This is a genomic window from Actinobaculum suis (assembly GCF_900102025.1).
Lineage (GTDB): Bacteria > Actinomycetota > Actinomycetes > Actinomycetales > Actinomycetaceae > Actinobaculum > Actinobaculum suis.
Window position 1 is genome coordinate 52,975 of record NZ_FNAU01000012.1, and the last position, 21,131, is coordinate 74,105.

A 21,131-nucleotide genomic window follows, 5' to 3' on the forward strand; every position below is an offset into this window, starting at 1 on the left:
TATAAGGCTTGCTTAGCAATTACTTTTGCTGCGTGCCATTCCATTCCGGAGCGTTTTCCACATAGCCAACGTTCTCGACGAAATTGGTGCGGAAGGAACCGGTGGAGAAGTTCGCGAGATCGCGCTTCATTGCCGACTGCGCCGGGCCATTGAGAACCGGGAGCAGGCCGTACTGTGCCAAAGCTTCCTTTTCGAGCGCATTGCCCTGCTTGATCTGTTCATTCGGATCAGAAATCTTGGCCAAAGCGTCGATCTTAGCGTCCAGTTCAGGTGTACCGGTGCCAGACTTGTTCAGACCAGAGAAGAGCGGAGCATCCGGCGAGTAGAAGATCTGGCCGAAGTAAGCCACACCGAAGGGATCGGTGGAGCTAAAGCCAGAGAACACCATGTCGAAGTCCTTGTTCTTCATCGTGGAAGAGAAGTCCGCAGAAGCGCGCGAATCGATCTGCAAATCGATGCCGAGATCCTTCATCTGCTGCTGAACCACTGTGGCCATAGCCTTGGTGGTCTGGTTATCACCGAAAATAACGTAACGGGCGGAAAGAGGCTTGCCATCCTTCTCGAAGACGCCGTTAGCATTCTTCGTGTAGCCGGCTTCCTCGAGGACCTTCTTCGCCCCTTCCGGATCGTGCTTTACCACAGCGCTGAAGTTATCCTCATAGCCCGGCTGGGTAGAGAACTGAATGAAGGAACCGGGAAGATCTTCCTTGTAGCCGGTGCCCTGGAAGCGTACGTCCGCAATCGCGGAACGGTCCACAGCCATAGATACGGCCTCCCGCACCTTCGGATCCTTGAAAGCATCCGAAGCCGAGTTCAGCGTAAGCATGTAGTTAGCCGGAAGCATCGAGGTGTAGATATTGATGTCGCTCATCGGTTCCACTGCGGCCAAGTTTTCAGCGGTAGAAACCCCGGCCACGTCGATTTCCGAATTGGTGAAGGCGTTAATGGTGGCCTGGGAATCCATGGCCCGGAAAGTCACCTTGTCCAGCTTCGGCTTTTCGCCCCACCACTTCTCATTCGGTACGAAGGAGATCGTACCGTTCTGGAAGCTGTACTCTTCCACCTTGTACGGGCCCGCGCCCCACTCCGGCTTCACATTGTTCTTGTAAGCATTGTTGAATACATCGGGCGTATTCACGGCCGGGTGCAAAACCCTGTTGAACAGACCCTGCCACCACGGATAAGCCCCATCGAAGGTAACGACGACGTCTTGATCCGTATCGCCCTTTTCCACGGACTTAATCTGCGAGTAACCATCGGTACCGTTCACGATGAAGCCTTCATCGGTACCGTTATTGTCCTTCCAGGTGGTCTGGAATGCCTGATAATCGATCGGTGTATCGTCGTTGAACTTCGCCTTCGGGTTGAGCTTGTACTTCACAACCGTGTTTCCGTCAACAACTTCCGAAGTAGCAGATTCGAGATAGTTCGGGTTCGGAGCAAATTCGCCATTTGCTTCAAAACCGCTAATCTGCGGGTTGTACCAATCCCATAGCGTATCGGTATCTGCCGTCATTTCCTGCTGGAAACGATTCTGTTGCGCGGTGAGTTCGCCGAGCGGGAGGCGTAGTGCGCCACCCTGCTTGAGGTCCGCGTAGTTCGCCTTGAGGTACTGCACCCCATCTGCGTTTACCACTTCAGCTGCGCCCTTGGCATCCTTATTTCCGCCATCGGCAGCCTTGGAGCTTCCCGATCCACCACCAGAGCAGGCGGCCAGGACCACGGACACTGCGGCGAGCGCCCCAATGAATCCAGTTTTCTTCATTCCGATTCCCTTCATAAGTGCCATGTACACCCCGCGGACCCACCCGCGGATTCCCATGGCCTAACGCTCGAACGATCGCCGGGCGTCAGAATGTTTAAACAATAAGCATAGGTGAGTGCCCAGTGCGGGCCAGATCGCTTAAAGTTCATTTTCTCACTTTAAAATGCCCATATATTGGACAGCGGCTACGCGGACCTTCGAGAGATAATCCGCGTAGCCGCATCTTTGCGAGCTTGCTAGTTTGTGAGCTTACTAGTTTGCCAGCTTGCTACTTTACGTAGCTTATTTACGTAGCTTACTACTTTGCGAGCCTGCTACTTATTCGCTTTCGCCTTAGCTTCCAAGTAAGCCGAAGGCTCTTTTCCTTCGTCGTAGACCACGTTCGTGGTGTCCGATTCGAAGTGGATCCGCTTCCGATGCCGTTCGATCTTCGGATCTGGGATCGGCACCGCGGACAGCAAGGACTGCGTGTACGGGTGTTGCGGATTAGCGAATACTTGTTCGGTAGGTCCGGTTTCCACGAACTCACCTAAATACATAACAGCGACTTTATCGGCAATATGGTGTACCACTGCCAAATCGTGGGAGACGAACACATAGGAAACCCCAAGTTCTACCTTGAGCTTTTCCAATAGGTTCAGCACGCCCGCTTGGATCGTCACGTCAAGCGCGGAAACCGGTTCGTCAAGTACCAGAATTTCCGGCTCCGTAGCTAGGGCACGGGCGATAGCAATGCGCTGGCGTTGCCCACCGGAGAAAGCGGCCGGGAACCGGTCGATCATTTCCGGTTGCAGTTCCACCAGGTGCATCAGATCGGAAACACGCTTATCAATATCGCCTTCCCAACCCAGCGACTGCAGGGGCTCGGCAATAATGTCCTTGACGGTGAGGCGCGGATCGAGTGCGCCCATCGGATCTTGGAACACCATCTGGATGTGGCTGCGCAGCTTGCGCCGTTCCCGCCGGCTCAGCTTGGTCACATCCTTGCCGGCGATAATGATTTCGCCTTCCAGATCCTTACCCGCGCCCATATCCATGATTTCCAGGAGCGTGGTGGATTTACCGGACCCGGATTCGCCCACGATCGCGATGGTTTCTCCGCGGTGCAGGTTGAAGGAAATATCATTCACCGCGTGTACCCACCCGATACGGCGCTTCATAAACGCACCTTTGAGGATTGGGAACTTCTTGGTGAGGTGATTGACTTCCAAAACCACCGGTTCCTGGGAGAAATCCTTGGGGCCGGTAGCTTCGGTTTCTTCGTCAAATTCACCGGCTTCCAGCCGGCGGCGGTATTCCACCGCTTCTTCTTCCGAAGTGACCAGCGGTTGGTTCGACTTGCGGTCAATACGCGGTACTGCCGAAAGCAGCTTGATGGTGTACGGATTTTGCGGGTGGTAGAAAATATCTTCCACCGTGCCCCGCTCCACCGGGTCGCCATTCTTCATCACGATGACGTCGTCGGCCACCCCGGCCACCACACCCATATCGTGGGTGATCATAATCAGGGCCGAACCGGTTTCTTCCTGCGCCTTAGCGATAATCTCGAGGATCTGCGCTTGAATGGTCACATCTAGCGCCGTCGTCGGCTCATCAGCAATAATCACGCGCGGATTGTTGGCAATCGCAATCGCGATTACCACGCGCTGGCGCATACCGCCCGAAAATTCATGCGGATAGGATTTCAAGCCGCGTTCCGGATTAGGGATACCCACCAGTTCCAGCAGTTCCCGGGCTCGCTCATTGGCGGCCCGGTCAGAAAGCTTGCGGTCGTGCGCCTGCAGAGCTTCACGCAACTGGTAACCGATGGAGAACACCGGGGTGAGCGCGGAAAGCGGATCCTGGAAGATCATGCCAATATCGGCACCGCGATGCCGCGACATTTCCTTATCTGTCAGGCCGATAAGTTCCGCGTCGCCCAAACGCGCTGAACCTTCCACGGAGGCGTATTCGGGCAGCAGGCCCATAATCGCCAGCGAGGTCACGGACTTTCCAGAACCAGATTCGCCCACGATACCGAGGGAACGGCCCGGATACAGGTCGAAGTCCATCCCGTTGACGGCGTGCACAACGCCCGCTTCGGAGGGGAAACGCACCTTGAGGTCGCGTACCGAAAGCACCGGGTTGCCATACCGCGCAGCACTTTCCGGATCGAGAGGCGGGTGCGGGGTGTGCGGGGCGATACGCGCCGCGTGCCCGCGCAGTCCACTAGGAGCCGCCGCCTCGGCGGTTACTGCGGTTTGCGGATTTGTTTCAGTGCTCACAAGCGACCTCCGGCCGAAGAATTCGGGTCTAGTGCATCGCGCAGGCCATCAGCGATGAGCTGCATAGACACCGTGAGAAGAACCAAAGTAATTGAGGGGAACCAGAACACCCAGCTGGCGGTACGGAAGGAGCCGGCGCCGTCGGCGAGTAGGTTACCGAGTGAAACATCGGGGAGCTTCACGCCCAAACCGAGGAAGGAAAGCGAGGTTTCGGACATTACGGCGGAAATCACGCCGAGCACCGCGTAAACGAGGAGGAGCGAACCGATATTCGGGATCATATGGCGGGTAAGGACCTTGAAGCCCGGCACACCCATGAAACGCGCGGCCTTAATATATTCGCGTTCACGCACGGATAGTGCCAGCGACCATATGACTCGGGCGTTATACATCCACCCGAAAAGTATGAGCACCACGGTGAGGATCTTCCAGTCACCACCGCGGTTAGCCACCACGAGGGCGGTAAGCAGGAAGCTCGGGATCACCAAGAGGAAGTGCAACACGGTCAAAATCGCCGATTCCCACCGGCCACCCAGGTAGGCAGCAGCCGTACCAACGATCGAGGCAATGATCGTGGTGCAAATAGCTACCGAAAGACCGATTGCCATGGAACGGCCGAGCCCGTGAATGAGCTGCGCGTACAGATCATTGCCGGCCATGGTAGTGCCGAGCCAATGTTCCGCGCTGGGCGGCTTCGAGAACTGCCCGGTATCAACTTCGTAGTAGGTCCACTTGGTGGTGTATCGCCCGAAAATCGCGAACAGGGCCAAGAGCACGAAGATAATGACGCCCAATACAGCCGGCTTATTGCGCATGAAACGACGCCGGTACAGGGTCGTCTTCTTCATGCTGGTAATTTCCACCATCGCCGATTCTTCATAGGAAGCGGCATCGGCCGGCCGCGAGGCGACGCCGGTAGACGTGCCTAAGTTTGGATCGATAGTGCTCATTTAGCTCACCCTCACTCGCGGATCGGCAATGACGATGAAGATATCCGAAAGGATGGCGCCTACAGCGGTAAGCACCGCACTGAAGGCGGCCGTAGCTACCGCGCCATGGATATCGTTCTTCGCGATCGTTTGCACCAGGTACTGGCCCATGCCACGCCAGGCATAAATAGATTCGGTCACAACTGCGCCGGTGAAGATACCCGGAATAGCGAAGGCAACCGAGGTGGCAATCGGGATGAGGGAAGTGCGGAAAGCGTGCTTGCGAATGGCCTGGTTACGGGTAAGGCCCTTCGCGCGCGCAGTACGCACATAATCTTGATCAATGTTATCGAGCAACAGCGAACGCTGGGTGATGTGGTAGCTCGCGTAGTTAATAATGACGAGCGAAAGCGTTGGTAGCGTGACTCGCTGCAAGAATTCGAGGAAGGACACATCTCCCCCGGCGGCCCCGGTGACATAGAAAACCGTGGTGCCAGTGGTCTTATTTAGCCACACGCCGAACATAACGATAACCACGGAAACCACTGCGGTGTGCAGGTTCATGCAAACCACAGAGAAGCCCATAATCACGCGATCCACAAGCTTGTACTGGCGGGACGCGGTATATACGCCCAAAGCAACGCCCAGAGCCACCGCAATAATGGTGGCGCCCAGCAAGAGTTGCGCGGAGACTACGGCACGGTTAGCGATCTCCTCATTTACCACGCCGGTGCCGACGAAGCCTTCACCCCAATCCCACTTCGTGAGAATGGACGTGAGCCAGTGCCACCACTTGGTGAGAAGCGGCTGGTTATCGGAAAGGTACATCGGTTCCAAATAACGCTGGATTTGCTCCGGCGGAATCGGAGGACGCCTTTCCGAATAATTCGATGTTGGATCGAGGAAGGCGGATGCCATGAAGTACGTCATGTTCACTGCTAAGAACACGAGTACCAGCCAGGATCCGACCTTCCGGATTATGTATCTAATCACTCGGTTTCCCCCTGTACTACGGGCCTGAGTCTTTCACGGGGTTAGTTCAAAGAACCGGGTGAGCTCAAAAGAACCAAGACCCGCAAAAGCCATGCATGGAAGATTACACCTACCGCGAAAATTTCGAAGCTTTGCGTGGCGCAGTGCATTGAATCTTCCTGGCAACCGTAAAGATTACCTATAGGCTCGCGCACTTACTCAACTTCCGCTACGGGAGGTCAGGTTAATCACTTGCGCTTTCTCAGTGCTACTAGCTTCCACCACTCATTCGGAAGGGTGACCCGAACGGAGCTTTAGCAAGTATTCGCGCGCGGCCTGGCGCGATGGCCTGCCTTTACTATCCCGTGGTAAGGAATCGACAACGGCCAAAATTCGCGGCAACTTGTGCCGCCCCAAGATCCTACCGGCAAAAGCCTGCATATCTTCCAAGGTAGGAATCTTAACCCCTTCTACCGGATGCGAGGCGGTTGCCAGGCTCGCAGGAGTGCCATTTTCCCCACATTCTTGCGGTTCTGCATAAATGTTCTGCCCTGCATCCTCGTGATATTCAGCGCGCAAACGCGGAATTCGCACCGGGCCGGTAGCAACACTTATGGAACCCGTGGCGATAGGTGCCGGGTACGTTCCGGTAGGCACCGGACGTTCCCCGGTTTGGGCTGGTATGCGGCCGGTTTGCGGGTATGCCGGGCGCTCCCCTCCCCCTGGGTAAACCGGGCGCTCCCCGGTTTGCACCGGGATCTGACCCGTATAAGCAGGTATCTGCCCGGTGGCGGGATACTCCCCGGTATTCATTTTGACGGCGGCCGCTACCCGTTCACCCCACAGGGCATCGGGGACGCCACATACCACGGCCTCGGCTACGCCCGGATATTGCCGTAACACATCTTCCACTTCCTCCGGGTAAATGGTTTCTCCACCGGACTTAATCGTGGAAGTTACTCTCCCGTGCAGGGAAATAAAACCGTCGCGGTCAATTACCGCTAGATCGCCGGAGCGGAACCAACCGTCGTGGAAAGATTTTTCCGTGTAAGCCTCGCCATGCCAATAACCGTCCGAAACTGCCGGGCCGCGAAATTCCAGATGCCCGCATTCTCCCGGTGCTACTTCGTGGCCGTCTCGGCCGGTAATCCGCGCCTCTAGATAGGGCACCGCCCGGCCTACCGAACCGGGTTTTTCTGCCGAATAGCGCGAGGGCAGGAAAGCACCCGGGCCCGCGGTTTCCGCGCTCGCCCACACGTTGATGGCATGAATTCCAGCGGCGTCGAGCCGGCCCAGCAAAGCTGGTTGCACCGGCGTACCCCCGATTAGCGGGGTGTGTAAAGAACTTAGGTTGCGGCGGAGGAACGATTCGTGTTCCAACATGAGCATATAAACCGTAGGAACCGCGAAAAGACTGTTAACGCCATGCATTTCGATCGCATCGAGCAGCCCGCCCGGTTCAAAGTTCCGCGTAATAATCGTGTGCCCGCCGCGCGCGAAATGGAAAATCGTCCCTCCGTTCAGCCCGCCAATCGAACAGCAGGTAGAGGCGAGTAGGAGCACCGAGTCGACGCCGATGCCGAAGGATTCTTGGGCGTTACGATCCGCCCACCACAGGTTTTCGTAGGTGAGTTCAATCGCGCGTGGAGCTTCCGGCAGGGCCGGACGAAACATCATAACGGCCACCCCTTCCGGGTAACCATTCGTGTTCAGTGCCGACAGTCCGCGCTTACCATCAGAAAGGAAATCTGCCGAAAAGCCGGCAAACGATGCCGTCAGTGCGATGTACCCATTTTTGAGGGCGGGAGTGAACGGTGGGGCTTGGACGTCGTCGTCGATCACGAAGCTGAGCAAAGTACCCGGTGAAGAGAAGGGACCTGCGGCTCCCACTTCCGGTTCCACCACGATCACGCGCGGAGCACAAAAATCGACGAGGCGCTGCAACTCCACGTGCGTGAGGCGGAAAGAAACTGGGACGAATACAGCGCCGATCCGCGCGCACGCCACCGCCAGGAAGAAATGGTAGGGCGAATTGCGCGCCACCATCATCACCCGGTCGCCACGGGTAATGCCGGCCTGCACCAAAAGTTGGGCGAGCCGGCGCGAAGTATCCGCGGCTTCTCGCACCGTCCAGGTTTGCTCCCCGTAGGTGATCGAAGGTGCTTCCGGACGTACGAAAACCGCGCGGTCTAGCGAATGCGCGAAATTATAGATCGGCGAGTATTCCATATCCATAGTTACTGGCCCTCCCCGGCCGGTGCGGGCGCAGATGTAGCTGCGACGGATGGGTCTGGCGTGCCAGCTGCTACCTCGGGTGCTGCCCCAGCAGCCGCACCCGCGGATACCTCAGCACCTGCTACTCCGGGTGCGTTAGTAGCCGCCGCGTTCTCGGGCACCTCAGTAAGCGCCGCGGGTTCGCGAGCCGCCTCGCCCAGCCAGAAGCCTTCTATGAGCCGGCGCAACCAGTACGTATCTGCATTATGACTCAGTTCCCGGGCTGAATGCATGGAAAGCAAAGGAATTCCCACGTCTACCGTGGAAATTCCGAGCCGGGTGGCGGTGAGCGGGCCGATCGTGGTTCCGCAGGGCACCGAGTTATTGGAAACGAAGTTTTGTACCGGGGTGCCGGTGGCCCGGGCGGCCTGCAATACCGCGGTCACGGAAACAGCATCGGAAGCGTACCGTTGCTGGGCGTTGAATTTGAGCATCGGGCCGTGACCGGCTACCGGGTACTGATCGGGGTCATACTTTTCCGCGTAGTTCGGGTTCATCGAATGGCCAGAATCGGCGGAAATACAAATGGAGCCGGCAAGCATTTGCGCGTACGTTTCGGGGCTGGCGCCCAACGAAATCGCACACCGTTGCAAAACAGTTTCCAAAATCGGGCCGGCGGCGCCGCTCGTAGTACCCGAACCAACTTCTTCATGGTCGAAGGCAGCAAACACGGCCACAAAATCCGCTTCCCGAGCTTGCGAACTAGCCGCATAGCGCAAGAAAGCGTGCAAAGAAGCGTGGACGGAAACCAGATTGTCTTGCCGGGGGCCGGAAAGGTAATCCCCATTCAGGGCCGGCGGTTCTACCGTGTAAGCATAAATATCGTGCCAAGCAATATCGCCGGCCCGCACTGCCCCACCGCTCGCCGCGGCCAAGAGCGGGCGCAAAGGATACTGCGCCGCAGCCCGGCCAGTTTCACCGCCGGTAGCCGCGCCAGCGCCGGTGGCAGCGCCAACGCCGGTAGCCGCGCCGTTACCGTTGCCCGCGTTGTTACCGGTGGCCGTGGAGGTGCTCGCCGTATCCTCCGTGTTATCCGGGAGCGGCACCGTAAGGATGGGATGCAGGTGGCGTTGCGGATCTAGATCAAGTTTGGTGGAAGCCGAGCGGTCCAGGTGCGGGGCGATCTGCGGGATCACCATGCACGGGCCGGTAGCTACGAGATGTGTTTGGCCCGCATAGTCGGTAACCCGGCCGGCCAATCCGAGATCGCGGTTTAGCCACGAACCAAGCAAGGGCCCGCCATAAACTTCCATATCCACCTGGGTAAAACCGAAATGTTGCGAGGCCTCATTCGGCTTTAGTTTGAGGCTGGGCGAATCCGTGTGCGAACCGACGATGCGGTAGCCACGCACCTTTTGTTCCGGAATCCACCAGGCCAACACGCCGCCCCCGCGCACAATAAAGTGCCCGCCAGGCGCGCCGCTCCAAGTTTCCGTTTCGGTTTCTTGCCGGAACCCGGCCGCGCGCAAAGCTTGCGCAATCTCCGCCGCCGCATGATACGAAGTGGGCGAAGCCGTAATAAAACGGGCCAAAGACGTTGCGTTTTCTTTCACAGCCACGCGGAAAGCTTCCGCTTTAGCATTCTCCATGGCCCATAGTGTAGCTGCCAGGGCTGTACGCTGGTATTCATGACTAGAACTACGAAGCAGCTGGGAAACCTCAGCCTGGAAGAAATACGGCTCACCGTACCGCTCACCACCCAGAGCGCAGATAAGCGCACAATCGAAATTTTTGCCCGGATAGTTACCCGGCCCGGCGGGGAAAACCTGCCCTATCTTTTCTTCTTGCAGGGCGGCCCGGGCAGTGAAGCGCCGCGCCCGGCAGGTAGCCCGCTAACGCCGTCGTGGTTGGAAACCGCACTCACTAAGTACCGCGTGGTAATGGTGGATCAGCGCGGTACCGGGCTTTCCACCCCGGTAAACGACGCGATTTTGGAAACCGGCACCGCGGAGCAAGTAGCTGAATACATGAGCCATTTGCGGGCCGATGGGATCGTGCGGGATTGCGAGGCCCTGCGCACGGAACTCGGCGCGGAAAAGATTAATCTGCTGGGGCAGTCTTTTGGTGGCTTCACCACTTTGCATTATTTGACCGTGCATCCCGAATCAATTGACCAGGCATATTTCACCGGTGGGCTTTCCGCGATCGACCACAGTGCCGACGACGTGTACTCCCTCACCTACGAAAAGATGCGGTGGCTTTCCGAGAGCTACTACCGCCGTTTCCCCGAACACCGGGCGAAAGTGCGCGACTTGGTAGCACGGGCCGGGCAGGGTGAAATTGTGCTCCCGGATGGCGAGGTGGTTTCTGAATCGCGGCTGCGTTCCATCGGGCATGTGCTGGGCATGAACGATGGCTGGCTTTCCCTGTACTACCTGCTCGAGAAAGATCCGCAGTCCAATGCTTTCCGCTATGACCTGGCGGCTATGTTGCCTTACGGTGGGCGCAACCCGATTTACTATGTAATGCACGAATCTTCTTATGCGGATGGGGTAGTCACCAATTGGAGTGCGGAGCGGTGCTTGCCGGAACAGTTCCGGGAAGATCCCACGCTACTTACCGGTGAGCACGTATTTTCGCAGTGGAGTGACACCGTGCCCGCTTTCCAACCGTGGAAGGAAGTAACGCAGTTGCTCGCCACCTGGCAGTGGCCAAAACTGTACGACGCCGCCGCTTTGCGGAACTCCGCGGCGCAGGGTGCGGCCGCCGTGTATTTCCACGATGCCTACGTGCCCGTGGAATACTCCTTGGAAACGGCGGCACACTTGCCCGACGTGAAGCTATTCATTAGTTCCGAAAACGAGCACAATGGCCTGCGCACCGGCAGGGGCGAAGTATTGCGCCATCTTTTCGAACTCGCCGACGGCACGCGGGTACGGTAACTGGCGGGACTTCGCGCCTACGCGGGCGCGATGCATAGCGTGCCCGCGTGAGTGCGGCGCGCTCGCGCGCGGGTGTCAGTGCGGCCCGCCCGCGCTTGCGCGCGTTGATGCGGGTGGGCCCGGCCGCACGCGTAGCTGGCGCGCCCGCCAGGAATAATCAGTATGGGAGGTAGGAAGCGAGGCCGGTGATCTGGCCGGCGAGAATCTATGAGTATGTGGCATGCAGACGGAGACAACCTGGTATTTGAAGGCGATAATCTGGAAATTATTCGAGATTTTCCGGATGCTTCGTTCCAGTTGATCTATATTGACCCGCCCTTTAATACCGGGCGGCGCCAAGAACGGCAAACTATCCAAGTGCGGCGGGCCGCAACGGGTGAACGCGTAGGTTTTGGAGGGCGAACCTATGAAACGGTACGCGGAGAAGTGCTCGGCTACGACGATAGTTTCGAGAACTACTGGGATTTTTTGGAGCCGCGTTTGCGCGAAGCGTGGCGGCTCCTCACCCCTACCGGCACTCTCTATCTGCATCTGGATTACCGGGAAGCGCATTATGCGAAAGTCATGTTGGATGCGCTTTTTGGCCGGGATTGTTTCCTCAACGAAATCATCTGGGCCTATGACTACGGGAGCCGAACGAAACGCCGGTGGCCTGCCAAGCACGATACGATTCTCGTTTACGTAAAAGATCCGGCCCGCTACTACTTCAATTCCGAGGAAGTGGACCGGGAACCGTATATGGCTCCCGGTCTGGTTACCCCGGAAAAACGACGCCGCGGCAAACTTCCCACCGATGTTTGGTGGCATACCATCGTTTCCCCTACCGGGAAAGAAAAGACCGGCTATGCCACCCAAAAACCTTTGGGCGTATTGCGCCGGATTGTTACGGCTTCTGCTGCTCCCGGAGACTGGGTATTAGATTTCTTTGCGGGCTCGGGTACTACCGGCGAAGCGGCGGCACAGTTAGGCCGCCGCTTCGTGCTGGTCGATTCCAATCCGCAAGCAATTGACGTAATGCGCAAACGCCTAGGCGATCGCGCTACTTTTTTACCGGCCGGAAACTCACTTCCCGAGCCGGGAGAGGATGGCCACGAGCCCGGCGTGAATGGCGGTAGGTAGGGAAAGTTCCGGATCGGCATAGAAATACGGCGAATGGTTAGCTACCGGCCCGCCCGGCCGGTTCATTTGTGCTTCCGAAAAACCGCCGTACAGCCAGAACACGTAGGGAATATCCAGGTAGCGGGCAAATTCGGAGAAGTCTTCCGAAAAGCCGAAGGGTTCGGGCACCATGTTCTCTTCCCCGAACTCTGCCGCAAATAGCTGCGCCAACCGGTTGGTTTCAGCCGGATCATTTTCCGTGGCCGGTACGCGCGTTAGCACTTTGATTTCAGGTTCGGGAGCGCCGGCCGCCGCGGCCTCCGCCCGCGCAATGCGGTGTACGGCGTCGAAAATAATCTGCCGTGTTTCTGCGTCCCGGCTCCGCGTGGTGATTTTCAATTCAGCTTCGGCAGGGATCACGTTCCAGCGGTTGCCCGCGCGGAAAGACCCTACCGTGACCACAGCCATGCGGTCCGGATCGGTTTCCCGGGCGGCGATCGTCTGCAAACGCATCACGATCGAAGCACCGATCACGATCGGGTCGATACTGGTGTGCGGGGCCGAACCGTGCCCGCTCTTACCGCGCACGGTAATGGAAAAACCATCCGTCGCGGTGGTGACCCCGCCCGGATACATGCTGATCGTGCCGGCCGGCCGCGGAATCACGTGCGCACCATAAAGCACTTCCGGATGCGGGAGGCGATCCCAAAAACCATCCGCGAGCATGGCCTTAGCGCCCTGCCCGATCTCTTCGGCCTCCTGCAAAATAAATACCACCGTGCCCTGCCACAAATCCGGGTGGGCGAGCAATTGTCGGGCAATCCCGAGCGCGGCCGCCATGTGTGAATCATGCCCGCACGCGTGCATTACTGGGGATTCTTCGCCGTCTTCGGCAGAAACTTGGGTGCGCTGGGAAGCGTAAGGCAAACCGGTAAGTTCGCGCACCGGAAGCCCATCCATATCCGCGCGGAAACCTACCACCGGGCCCTCCCCGTTGCGGAAAGAAACCCCAAAACCAGTGTTCGCCGCGGTAGTAACCTGCCGTTCCACGCCCTCCGGAAGTGGAATCGCCAAGAACTGTTCGCGCAGATACTTTGCCGTTTCGTGTTCCTGCTGCGAAAGCTCCGGATTGGCGTGCAAGTGCTTTTGTACCGCAATTGCTTCCTGTTCCTGTGCCGGGGTGAGCCGAATTTCTTCAGGTAGAACTCCCATTTTCCTTTCCCCACTATTTTCCTCTTTAGGCCTCGAATGGATACGAGCGCCTATAAATGTTCCTCCGATTCTAGGCCTATTTTTTCCAAAATGAGTTTCTGCCTATAAACAAAAAGTGCCAACTTCCCGCGCCGCGGCTAGAATTTTGTGAGTAGGCACCCGGGCAGAACGTCAGCAAAGGAAAATAGGGCGGAAGAAAAGAAAATAGGCCCGCCGGGAAACACCGCGAGCGCGGCCGCCGGAACCGAAGGAATTGTGGGGATGAAGAAGCAACATCTGATATGGGATATGGGTGGCACGATGGTGAATACATATCCGGAGGTGGATGCGGCGCTCAAGCAGGCAGTGCAGGCGGCCGGGCACCAGATTGACGTGATGGATGTTGCTCCGCTCACCCGGGTTTCGATTCGGGCGGCAATTGCGCAACTGGCCGAAAAATATGGGATGCCCGCCGCGGTGCTCAAGGAAGCGGAGCGGAGTGTGAAGCGGCGCTGGCAGCGTTTTCCGGCCCCGGCTATGCCCGGAGTGCAGGCCTTGGCGGCGGCCGTGCCGGGGCTGAACCTGGTGGTCACGCACCGGGACCGGGAATCGGCCACAGCTTTGCTGGAAGGTTTGGGCGTGACGGTGGATGCGATGGTGTGCGCGCCGGACGGGTATGCGCGCAAACCGGATCCGGAAATGTTTCAGGTTATTTTGGCGAAGCACGGCCTAGATCCGGCAACCTGTTTAGCGGTTGGGGATCGCCCGATCGACGCGGTGGCCGCGCACCGGGCCGGAATTGAGGCCGCCATGATTTTCACGCCGGGTATCCCCCTCGATTCCGAGGCCGACTACACCGTGGATACGCTCACCGAACTCTTACCGCTCTTTGCCTAGCCTGTGCTTAGCCTCGCCTCGCCTTGCCTCTGCCTAGCCTGTGCTTAGCCTCGCCTCGCCTTGCCTCTGCCTAGCCTGTGCTTAGCCTCGCCTTGCCTCTGCCTAGCCTCGCCTTGCTTCTACCTAGTGCTACCTAGCGTTGCCTACCGCGGAGCGGGGTGGGTTTCACCGCCGCCGCTACCGGCGTGTACTAGCTTGCACTAGCGTGCGGCGCGGATTTGTGCGGCTACTTGTTCGAGCACGGGATAGTTCCCGCCCGGGCCCCACGCCAAATAGCCGAGGGCATCTTGATCCGCCGTGCCCGGTTCTGGTTCGCCATACCAGAGCGGCTGGTAGGTACCGCCGGCCATGCGCACAATCTGCATTCCTGCCGCAATATCCCATGCATTTACGGAAGCACCAAGCGCGCTATCGGTCCACCCGGCCGCCACATGGCACAAAGACAGTGCCCCTGAACCTACTCGCCGCACCGAAGAGAAATTCTGGATCAGCTGGGCCTGCCGTTGCAGGGCCGCTTCCCCATCTATTTTTAGATCCTTCACCGTGGGGTAGCCGGTAATGAGCGTGGCCCTTCCGGCCGGTAGCGCCTGCGGGGTGCGCAGCACGGCGTCATTGAGATATGCGGCCTCGCTATCTGCTGAAAACAGGTTGCGTGCCATGGGGTCCAAAATCGCTCCGGCACAAATTTCGCCGTCGTACGCTACCCCCACAGAAGCGCAGAAAAACGCGATGCCTTGCACGAAATTTGAGGTGCCATCGATCGGATCCAAATAGAAAGTGACCGGCCCGCTCCCCTCAATCATCCCGTATTCTTCGCCAATGATGCTCGCCGTAGGGCACTGCGCGAGCAGGGCGTCGATCAGGATTTTCTCGCTCGCCCGGTCGTGTTCGGTTACTTGATCGTGCACGCCCTCCTTATACTCCACGTGCATATTCCCGCGGAATGCGCCGCGCAAGTATTCCTCCACGCGGAGCACCGCGTTTTCGGCTTGGCGGCGCAACTGCCGGGCCGCTGCCACGCGTTCCGCAGTTTCCGCAGTACGGGTTTTCGAAATAGTTGCCGCGGAAGTTGGCGCGGCAACTTGCGTGGCGGTTTCCGGTGCGGAGGTTTCCGGTGCGGAGGTTTCCGGTGCGCTCGACGTCGCCGCGGAAGTTGCCGCCGTTTTTGCCCCTCGCGCCGGCAAACCCTGCAGAACGGAAAGTAACTCTGCCGGGTCGGCAACCGTCAGGTCCGGCTCCACCTCGGTTGCGAAGGGCCGTTTTTCGGCGTTCGGGGCGGGCATGAGCACCGCGCTGGCGGCGCCGGCACGTTTGCCGCACAATACGTCGCGATCAAGATGGTCGCCCACGTACCAGCATTGGGAAATTGGTACGCCGATCGCTTCCGCGGCGCGCCACAAGAACCGCGCATCGGGTTTGCGGATCCCGGCTTCATCGGAATATACCTCGGCCCGGAAAAAGCCGCTCAGCCCGTGGTCGCGGTTCCATTCGCGATGCACCCGGCCGGAAAGCGCATTGGAAGCTATCCCCACTGCGATGCCTTCCGCCCGGCACCATTCCAGGAGTTCGCGCGTGCCGCGCCGCATTTCCCGTTCCTCGCTACGCAATCCCGTGAGGTAACACAGGTGGGAAGCATGTTCGGCTATTTGCCGGCGCAGGTGCTCTGGCCATTCCGCGGCCACGAAATCGAGAATGTACCCGGTATGGGTGAACTCGGGTGCCCGGGCTGGCCGGGCGAGCGCATTCCGCACGAGTTTCGCCGCGGTCTCTCCGGCTCGCACATCCGCTTCTATGCGTTCCAGCGGTAGCGCGCCATCGATAAGCTGCGAAATCTCGGCTGCAACTTCTTGCACCCACGTTTCCCGTTTCCGCGTACTGACGATCACGCCCCCAAAATCGAGGAGTATCCCGCGCGGGCGTTGCACAATAGAATTCATAGCCATTCTCCCACCCTATTAGTTACCTGCGAGTGCACGCCGGTTAGTTACCTGCGAGCGCACACCGGCTAGTTACCTGCGAGCGCACACCGGCTAGTTACCTGCGAGCGCACACCGGGCCGTTTTACTTGTTATTGACCCGCCACAGATCGGTCCATTCCACCCGGGAATCCCAGTCTTCAGTCGCGCCCGCGTTATCGAAGAAGAAGATCTTGCTACGCATCGCGGCTGCACCGGAAGGATCTTCGGGTTGCGTAATGGCCGTATTCGAGGAGTACTTACCGTCGGAGATTTGCGGATCGATACCTTCTTCCGTCAGCGCGAAATGCACGAAAAGTTTCGCCGCATTCGGATTCTTGGTACCGGAAGCAATCACGATGGCCTTCGGAGCGGCCAGGCCGGCCCAAGGCTTGAGGTTATCGCACGTGCCCATGTGGTAGCCCTTTTCTTCAATGTTCCGGTACTTGGAAGAAGCCATGAGGCCCACGGGCGGTTCGCTTTGGCCCGGTGCTCCCACCGCGGCCGAAACGTTTTCATTCGAATCGGTCAGGATCGGAGAATTGGCGGCCAGCTTGCCCACCCATTCTTCGGTAGCAGATTCGCCCGCAAATTCCTTACCGAAATGTTCCTTATAGGCATCGCGCATTTCGGTTTCACCAAATTGGGACATTTGCGAGAACCAGTCGAGCATCTTATTGGCACCCTCTGGATCTTCCATGGCCACCTTGCCCTTCCAATCCTCTTCCGTCAGCTCCCACACATTCGAAACCGGGCAAGAATCGTAGACCTCGGTGTTGTAGGTCCAGAAGTTCGGGTCATTGATCATAATCAGCGGGTCGCGCTGGGCCGGTTCAATATCGTCTACCAGATCCCCCGGAATCCAGGAATAAACGTGCCCGCTCGGCAATAAATCATTGGTAAGTGCCGGCACGTCCTGAATGGCGACCACATCGCCTTGCACATTGCCAGCCTGTGCTTCCCGGGTCACCATCTCGAATGCCTCGGCCGCATTCACTTTCACCCCGGTAGCCTCGATCCCGTACTTTGCGGTGAAAGCCTCGGCCATGTCTTCCACTGCGGAAGCGTTATCGTAAATCGTGATCGGGCCTTCCTTCTTGGCAGCCGCGATCAGCTCCTCCAAATCAAAATCCGTATCCACGGTAGAAGCCGCCGACGGCGCACCGCTATCCTCCGTGGCCGCTTCCCCGTTGGAGCTACCGGTATTGGAACATCCGGTAAGGGCCAAGCAGATGCCGGCCATGCTCGCGAGCGCAGCCCGCAGTGTTTTCTTCGTTTTCATAGTTTTTCCTTGTTTTCCTTTTTGTATGTTTTTCCGTGTTGTTCCGGAGATTTACATTGCCTAGGTGTGCATTGACTAAGTTGTTGGGCAGCCGGCGCGGGTGTGCCGGGTGCGCCGGGCAGTTGCGGCAGGCGCGGCAGGCGCGAGCGCTGCTTTTTTTGGCTACCGCCCTGTGTTATTTGGCTACCGCCCTGTGTTATTTGGCTACCGCCCTGTGCGTTGCCCCGGTTCGATGCGGTTGCCCGCGGCGTTAAACAAGTGGATGGCTTCCGGCTCTACCCAGGCGATAGCCCGCTGCCCGTATTCGAGGGCCGGCCGGCGCGTAGCAGTGCCGAAGAATGTGGTATCTCCTTCTTTAGCTTCGATAATCCAGGAACCGCCGGTGGGGAGGACGCCCGAAATCTCCACTTCGAATCGCAAAGCATCTGCCGGCACACCTGCAGCACCAGCACTGGCGTTTGCTGCCGTGGGGCTACGCGTGCTGGCGTCCGTACCACGAATTTGCCCGTTTCCGCCCGTAGCTCCCGTAGTGCCTGCACTGCCAGCTGCGGCTACTGGTACGAACCGCAAATCTTCGGGGCGGAAGCCGGCCGTATGGGCCTGCCAGCCGCGCGCTTGCAGCCAACGACCTAAGGCACCGTGCGCGGTTTCGGCGTCGATCATATTGATCGGCGGGGAGCCCATAAACTGAGCCACAAAGGTATTGGCGGGCCGCCCGTAGATTTCCATGGGGGTACCTTCTTGCTGGATTTTCCCTTCGTTCATCACCACGATGCGGGTGGCAAGAGTCATCGCTTCCCACTGGTCGTGAGTTACGAAAACCATTGTGGAACCAGTTTCCCGGTGAATGCGTTGGAACTCGGATCGCATTTCCAAACGCAAACGGGCATCCAGATTGGAAAGCGGTTCGTCCAGCAACATCACATTGGTGCGTGAGGCCAGAGTCCGCGCGATCGCCACCCGCTGTTGCTGGCCGCCGGAGAGCTCGGCCGGGTAACGCTGGGCGTACTGCGTGATCGCAAGTTTTTCCAAAGATTCATCCACGATCTGTTTTGTCTCGGTACGCGATAGACCTTGGCAGCGCGGGCCGAACTCCACGTTCTCGCGCACGGACATATGCGGCCAGAGGGCATAGCTTTGGAAAACGAGGGACAGATTGCGCCGCTCGGCCGGCACGCGGCGGGAGGCGACGACGTCGTCTACCACCTTGCCGCCGATCGAAATGGCACCCGAGGTAAGCGGTTCCAGGCCGGCGATCATTCGCAAGGTAGTGGATTTACCACACCCGGAAGGTCCGAGCAAACATAGGAACTCCCCCTCTTTAATTTCTAGGCTCACATCGTCAACCGAAGGCGTTTCGGCACCCGGGAAGACCTTCGTAACGTTTTGGAGAGACACGATGCTCATGGAACGTTCCTTTCAAAAACTTTGGTTTGGCACTGGAGATAGGGGTTAGGGATCGGCACTGCAAACAGCTGCGAGGCCGCGCGGCGTATATGCGCGGCGAATAGCCGCGGCAAGGCTGCGAATAGGCGAAAATACACGGCCACTTTCTAACCTCCCATTCCGGTGGAAAGATCGGCTTTGAATAGCTTGCGGGCCAACCAGGTACCGGCCAGGGCGAGCACGCAAATCAGGGTGGTGATGGCATTGGCAGCTTGGTCGTATCCGGAATCCACCAGGTTCATGGAGAGCGTGGTCAGCAACTGTGTGCCGGGAGTGGCCAGCACCATCACCAGGGAAAGGCCTTGCACTCCGGAAACGAACGGGAGGAGGATCGCGGAGGCCAGAGCGCTGCGTTGAATCGGGAAGACGATGGTGCGCATGCGTTTCCACCAGCCCGCGCCCAGGATCTGCCCGGCTTCTTCCGGTTCTTTTCCAAGTTGCATCATGGCGGAAACGCCGGAGCGGGAGGCGAAAGGCATTTCGTCCATCATCATCGCGAAAATCAGAATCCATCCGGTGCCGTACAGGGCGGGAATGGGGCCGTGTGATTGGGCGAACATGGAAATATAGGCGGAAGCGAAAGCGATTCCCGGCACCAAATAAGGTGTGAAGGTCAAAGACCGTAGGGCCGTGCCGATCCACCGCCACGGGGAACGGACGGTTACGTAACCAACGAGCATGCCGAGCACGCCTGATCCTATGGCCGCCACGCCTACGAAGAGCAGCGTGTTCTTGGCGGCCTGCCAGGTAGCGGAGTTAATGAGAACGCCATCCCGGAAATTAGCGAAGGGAAGATCGGTGCCGATCCAGTAGTCGAGCGTGAAATTATCAGTGCTCATCACGCCGGGCGTGCGCATGACCGTGGAAAGCACCAGTGCACCGAGCGGTATCACTACCGAAATTAGGAACATGAGCACGATCGCGCTGGTTGCCCACGGTTTGGCGCGGCCCAGTTTTTGTACCTTGACGGCCAGCCCGCGCCCGGAAACGGTGGTGTATTTCTTCGTATTGCGCACGAAGGTGAAATCCACTCACAGGGAGCAAGCCCCAATTATTACCATGACCACGGAAATAACGGCTGCCACTCCGGTTTGGCGCGTATTGAGAGACTGGTACAAGGTAGTGGCCAGTACGTCAAAGCCGGCGGGCGTGCCCAGCACATAGGTCACCCCGAACTCGCCGATCACTTTTGCCACGATCAAGGTGGCCGCAGAAATAATCGAGGGTTTGAGTAGGGGCAGATAGACGCGCCAGGCCCGAATGGTCGGCTTGGCCCCGAAAATACGCGCAGCTTCGTCTAATTCTTCCGGAATATTGGCGATCGCATTGGTCACCAACAGGATCACGAAAGGTGTGAGATGCAAAATGAAGATAATCGCAATGGGTAATGGCCCGTAGGCGAGCCAGTCTGGTGGCGAGATGCCGAGCTGTTCCAACCATCCAATCGAACCGGCGGTTTTCCGGTTTTTGAAGATAATCCGCCAGGCGAGGGCAAAGGTCCACGCGGGGATCATGTAGGGCACGATCAGGGCCGTGGAAAACCATTTCCGCCCGGGCAGATCCGTGCGCGTAAGCAAGAAAGCTACCGGCACGCCCAACGCAAGCGCGCCCACAATAGTAACCGCGGCTAGGCCCAACGTGTTGAGCAACGGCTCCCAAAAATTATGGGAGAAACTTTGGAACTAACTGCGCGTTCCAGATAGTACGCAGTGAAGCTACCTTCCGGGCTTCCCGCCCGCCGCGCATCGCCCGGGTTTACTTGCACCGCGGAAAGTAAGAGGGAAATAACCGGCGCTAAAATCAGCACAGCAAAAAGCGCGAGCAGTAAGATTCCCAAGATTGTGGCCGGATTGGTGAGGGCGAGGCGCAGGTGATACCAAGAAAAACGGCGGCGACGCCGTGACGGCGATTGTTCGCGTGCACCGGCTTGGGTTGTTTTTGGCGGGGAGTTCCGACGTGTTTCCGGGGGTGATTTCTGATGCTTGTCTAGCGGCTGGTTTCCTCGTGGCTGCTTGTCTAGTGATCGTTTGCCTAGCGGCTGCTTGCCTAGCGGCTGCTTGCCTAGCGGCTGCTTGCCTAGCGGGCCCGACCCCCGGAAAGTGGACATGGGGGTGGTGTTTATGCTGCAAGGTCAAGTGTAGCTGACGCGTGTTTTTCGAAGGTGTCTGGGGCCTGG

At 58.3% G+C, this 21,131-nt stretch carries 15 protein-coding genes; 3 read left to right on the forward strand and 12 right to left on the reverse strand.

Annotation, left to right across the window (positions count from 1 at the left end; genetic code table 11):
• Positions 1 to 19: 19 nt before the first annotated feature.
• From BLT47_RS07040 to BLT47_RS07065, 6 genes are all read right to left on the reverse strand, one after another.
• The gene (locus BLT47_RS07040) at positions 20 to 1,765 is read right to left on the reverse strand and encodes an ABC transporter family substrate-binding protein (RefSeq protein ID WP_083330154.1); all 1,746 of its coding nucleotides are present in this window, start codon (positions 1,763 to 1,765) and stop codon (positions 20 to 22) included.
• A gap of 314 nt (positions 1,766 to 2,079) precedes the next feature.
• The gene (locus tag BLT47_RS07045) at positions 2,080 to 4,029 is read right to left on the reverse strand and encodes an ABC transporter ATP-binding protein (RefSeq protein WP_256332575.1); all 1,950 of its coding nucleotides are present in this window, start codon (positions 4,027 to 4,029) and stop codon (positions 2,080 to 2,082) included.
• Positions 4,026 to 4,979: an ABC transporter permease gene (locus tag BLT47_RS07050; protein WP_049618956.1), complete on the reverse strand. Its 954-nt coding sequence runs from the start codon at positions 4,977 to 4,979 to the stop codon at positions 4,026 to 4,028. Before BLT47_RS07050 ends, BLT47_RS07045 begins: the two co-directional genes overlap by 4 nt.
• Positions 4,980 to 5,951, reverse strand: a complete 972-nt coding sequence (locus BLT47_RS07055; RefSeq protein WP_049618957.1) for an ABC transporter permease — start codon at positions 5,949 to 5,951, stop codon at positions 4,980 to 4,982.
• A gap of 264 nt (positions 5,952 to 6,215) precedes the next feature.
• The gene (locus tag BLT47_RS07060; protein ID WP_256332576.1) at positions 6,216 to 8,165 is read right to left on the reverse strand and encodes a class I adenylate-forming enzyme family protein; all 1,950 of its coding nucleotides are present in this window, start codon (positions 8,163 to 8,165) and stop codon (positions 6,216 to 6,218) included.
• A 2-nt stretch (positions 8,166 to 8,167) separates the two neighbouring features.
• Positions 8,168 to 9,793 (reverse strand): M18 family aminopeptidase, encoded by a 1,626-nt coding sequence (locus BLT47_RS07065; protein WP_074663172.1) that lies wholly within the window; start codon positions 9,791 to 9,793, stop codon positions 8,168 to 8,170.
• Between the two features lie 39 nt (positions 9,794 to 9,832).
• Between BLT47_RS07065 and BLT47_RS07070 the strand changes: the two genes are divergently transcribed.
• Positions 9,833 to 11,086: an alpha/beta fold hydrolase gene (locus BLT47_RS07070; RefSeq protein ID WP_074663174.1), complete on the forward strand. Its 1,254-nt coding sequence runs from the start codon at positions 9,833 to 9,835 to the stop codon at positions 11,084 to 11,086.
• A gap of 213 nt (positions 11,087 to 11,299) precedes the next feature.
• Positions 11,300 to 12,205 (forward strand): DNA-methyltransferase, encoded by a 906-nt coding sequence (locus BLT47_RS07075; protein ID WP_074663223.1) that lies wholly within the window; start codon positions 11,300 to 11,302, stop codon positions 12,203 to 12,205.
• Here the strand turns inward: BLT47_RS07075 and BLT47_RS07080 are convergent.
• A complete protein-coding gene (locus tag BLT47_RS07080) occupies positions 12,149 to 13,396 on the reverse strand; it encodes an amidohydrolase (RefSeq protein ID WP_074663177.1) in 1,248 nt (415 codons plus the stop codon). The genes BLT47_RS07075 and BLT47_RS07080 overlap by 57 nt on opposite strands.
• A gap of 261 nt (positions 13,397 to 13,657) precedes the next feature.
• Between BLT47_RS07080 and BLT47_RS07085 the strand changes: the two genes are divergently transcribed.
• The gene (locus tag BLT47_RS07085; protein WP_049618960.1) at positions 13,658 to 14,272 is read left to right on the forward strand and encodes an HAD family hydrolase; all 615 of its coding nucleotides are present in this window, start codon (positions 13,658 to 13,660) and stop codon (positions 14,270 to 14,272) included.
• Between the two features lie 200 nt (positions 14,273 to 14,472).
• Here BLT47_RS07085 and BLT47_RS08995 read toward each other — a convergent pair whose 3' ends face one another.
• From BLT47_RS08995 to BLT47_RS09445, 5 genes are all read right to left on the reverse strand, one after another.
• Positions 14,473 to 16,215, reverse strand: a complete 1,743-nt coding sequence (locus BLT47_RS08995) for an inositol monophosphatase family protein (protein ID WP_083330150.1) — start codon at positions 16,213 to 16,215, stop codon at positions 14,473 to 14,475.
• Between the two features lie 118 nt (positions 16,216 to 16,333).
• Complete coding sequence (locus tag BLT47_RS07100) at positions 16,334 to 17,509, reverse strand: ABC transporter substrate-binding protein (protein ID WP_074663182.1); 1,176 nt, start codon at positions 17,507 to 17,509, stop codon at positions 16,334 to 16,336.
• Positions 17,510 to 17,713: 204 nt separating this feature from the next.
• Positions 17,714 to 18,916 carry an ABC transporter ATP-binding protein gene (locus BLT47_RS07105; RefSeq protein WP_074663185.1) on the reverse strand — a complete coding sequence of 401 codons (1,203 nt, stop codon included), beginning with the start codon at positions 18,914 to 18,916 and terminating at the stop codon, positions 17,714 to 17,716.
• A 146-nt stretch (positions 18,917 to 19,062) separates the two neighbouring features.
• Positions 19,063 to 19,986, reverse strand: coding sequence for an ABC transporter permease (locus BLT47_RS09440; RefSeq protein WP_218122555.1), 924 nt, complete (start codon positions 19,984 to 19,986; stop codon positions 19,063 to 19,065).
• Entirely contained in the window at positions 19,987 to 20,604 is a 618-nt protein-coding gene (locus BLT47_RS09445; RefSeq protein WP_218122556.1) for an ABC transporter permease, read from the reverse strand. It lies immediately after the preceding gene.
• Positions 20,605 to 21,131 lie beyond the last annotated feature (527 nt).

Coding starts and splice junctions, on each gene's coding strand:
- BLT47_RS07105 (WP_074663185.1), bottom strand. CDS start 18,916: ATGAGCATCGTGTCTCTCCAAAACGTTACGAAGGTCTTCCCGGGTGCC.
- BLT47_RS07075 (WP_074663223.1), top strand. CDS start 11,300: ATGTGGCATGCAGACGGAGACAACCTGGTATTTGAAGGCGATAATCTG.
- BLT47_RS07050 (WP_049618956.1), bottom strand. CDS start 4,979: ATGAGCACTATCGATCCAAACTTAGGCACGTCTACCGGCGTCGCCTCG.
- BLT47_RS07080 (WP_074663177.1), bottom strand. CDS start 13,396: ATGGGAGTTCTACCTGAAGAAATTCGGCTCACCCCGGCACAGGAACAG.
- BLT47_RS07070 (WP_074663174.1), top strand. CDS start 9,833: ATGACTAGAACTACGAAGCAGCTGGGAAACCTCAGCCTGGAAGAAATA.
- BLT47_RS08995 (WP_083330150.1), bottom strand. CDS start 16,215: ATGGCTATGAATTCTATTGTGCAACGCCCGCGCGGGATACTCCTCGAT.
- BLT47_RS07040 (WP_083330154.1), bottom strand. CDS start 1,765: ATGAAGAAAACTGGATTCATTGGGGCGCTCGCCGCAGTGTCCGTGGTC.
- BLT47_RS07085 (WP_049618960.1), top strand. CDS start 13,658: ATGAAGAAGCAACATCTGATATGGGATATGGGTGGCACGATGGTGAAT.
- BLT47_RS07100 (WP_074663182.1), bottom strand. CDS start 17,509: ATGAAAACGAAGAAAACACTGCGGGCTGCGCTCGCGAGCATGGCCGGC.
- BLT47_RS07060 (WP_256332576.1), bottom strand. CDS start 8,165: ATGGATATGGAATACTCGCCGATCTATAATTTCGCGCATTCGCTAGAC.
- BLT47_RS07065 (WP_074663172.1), bottom strand. CDS start 9,793: ATGGAGAATGCTAAAGCGGAAGCTTTCCGCGTGGCTGTGAAAGAAAAC.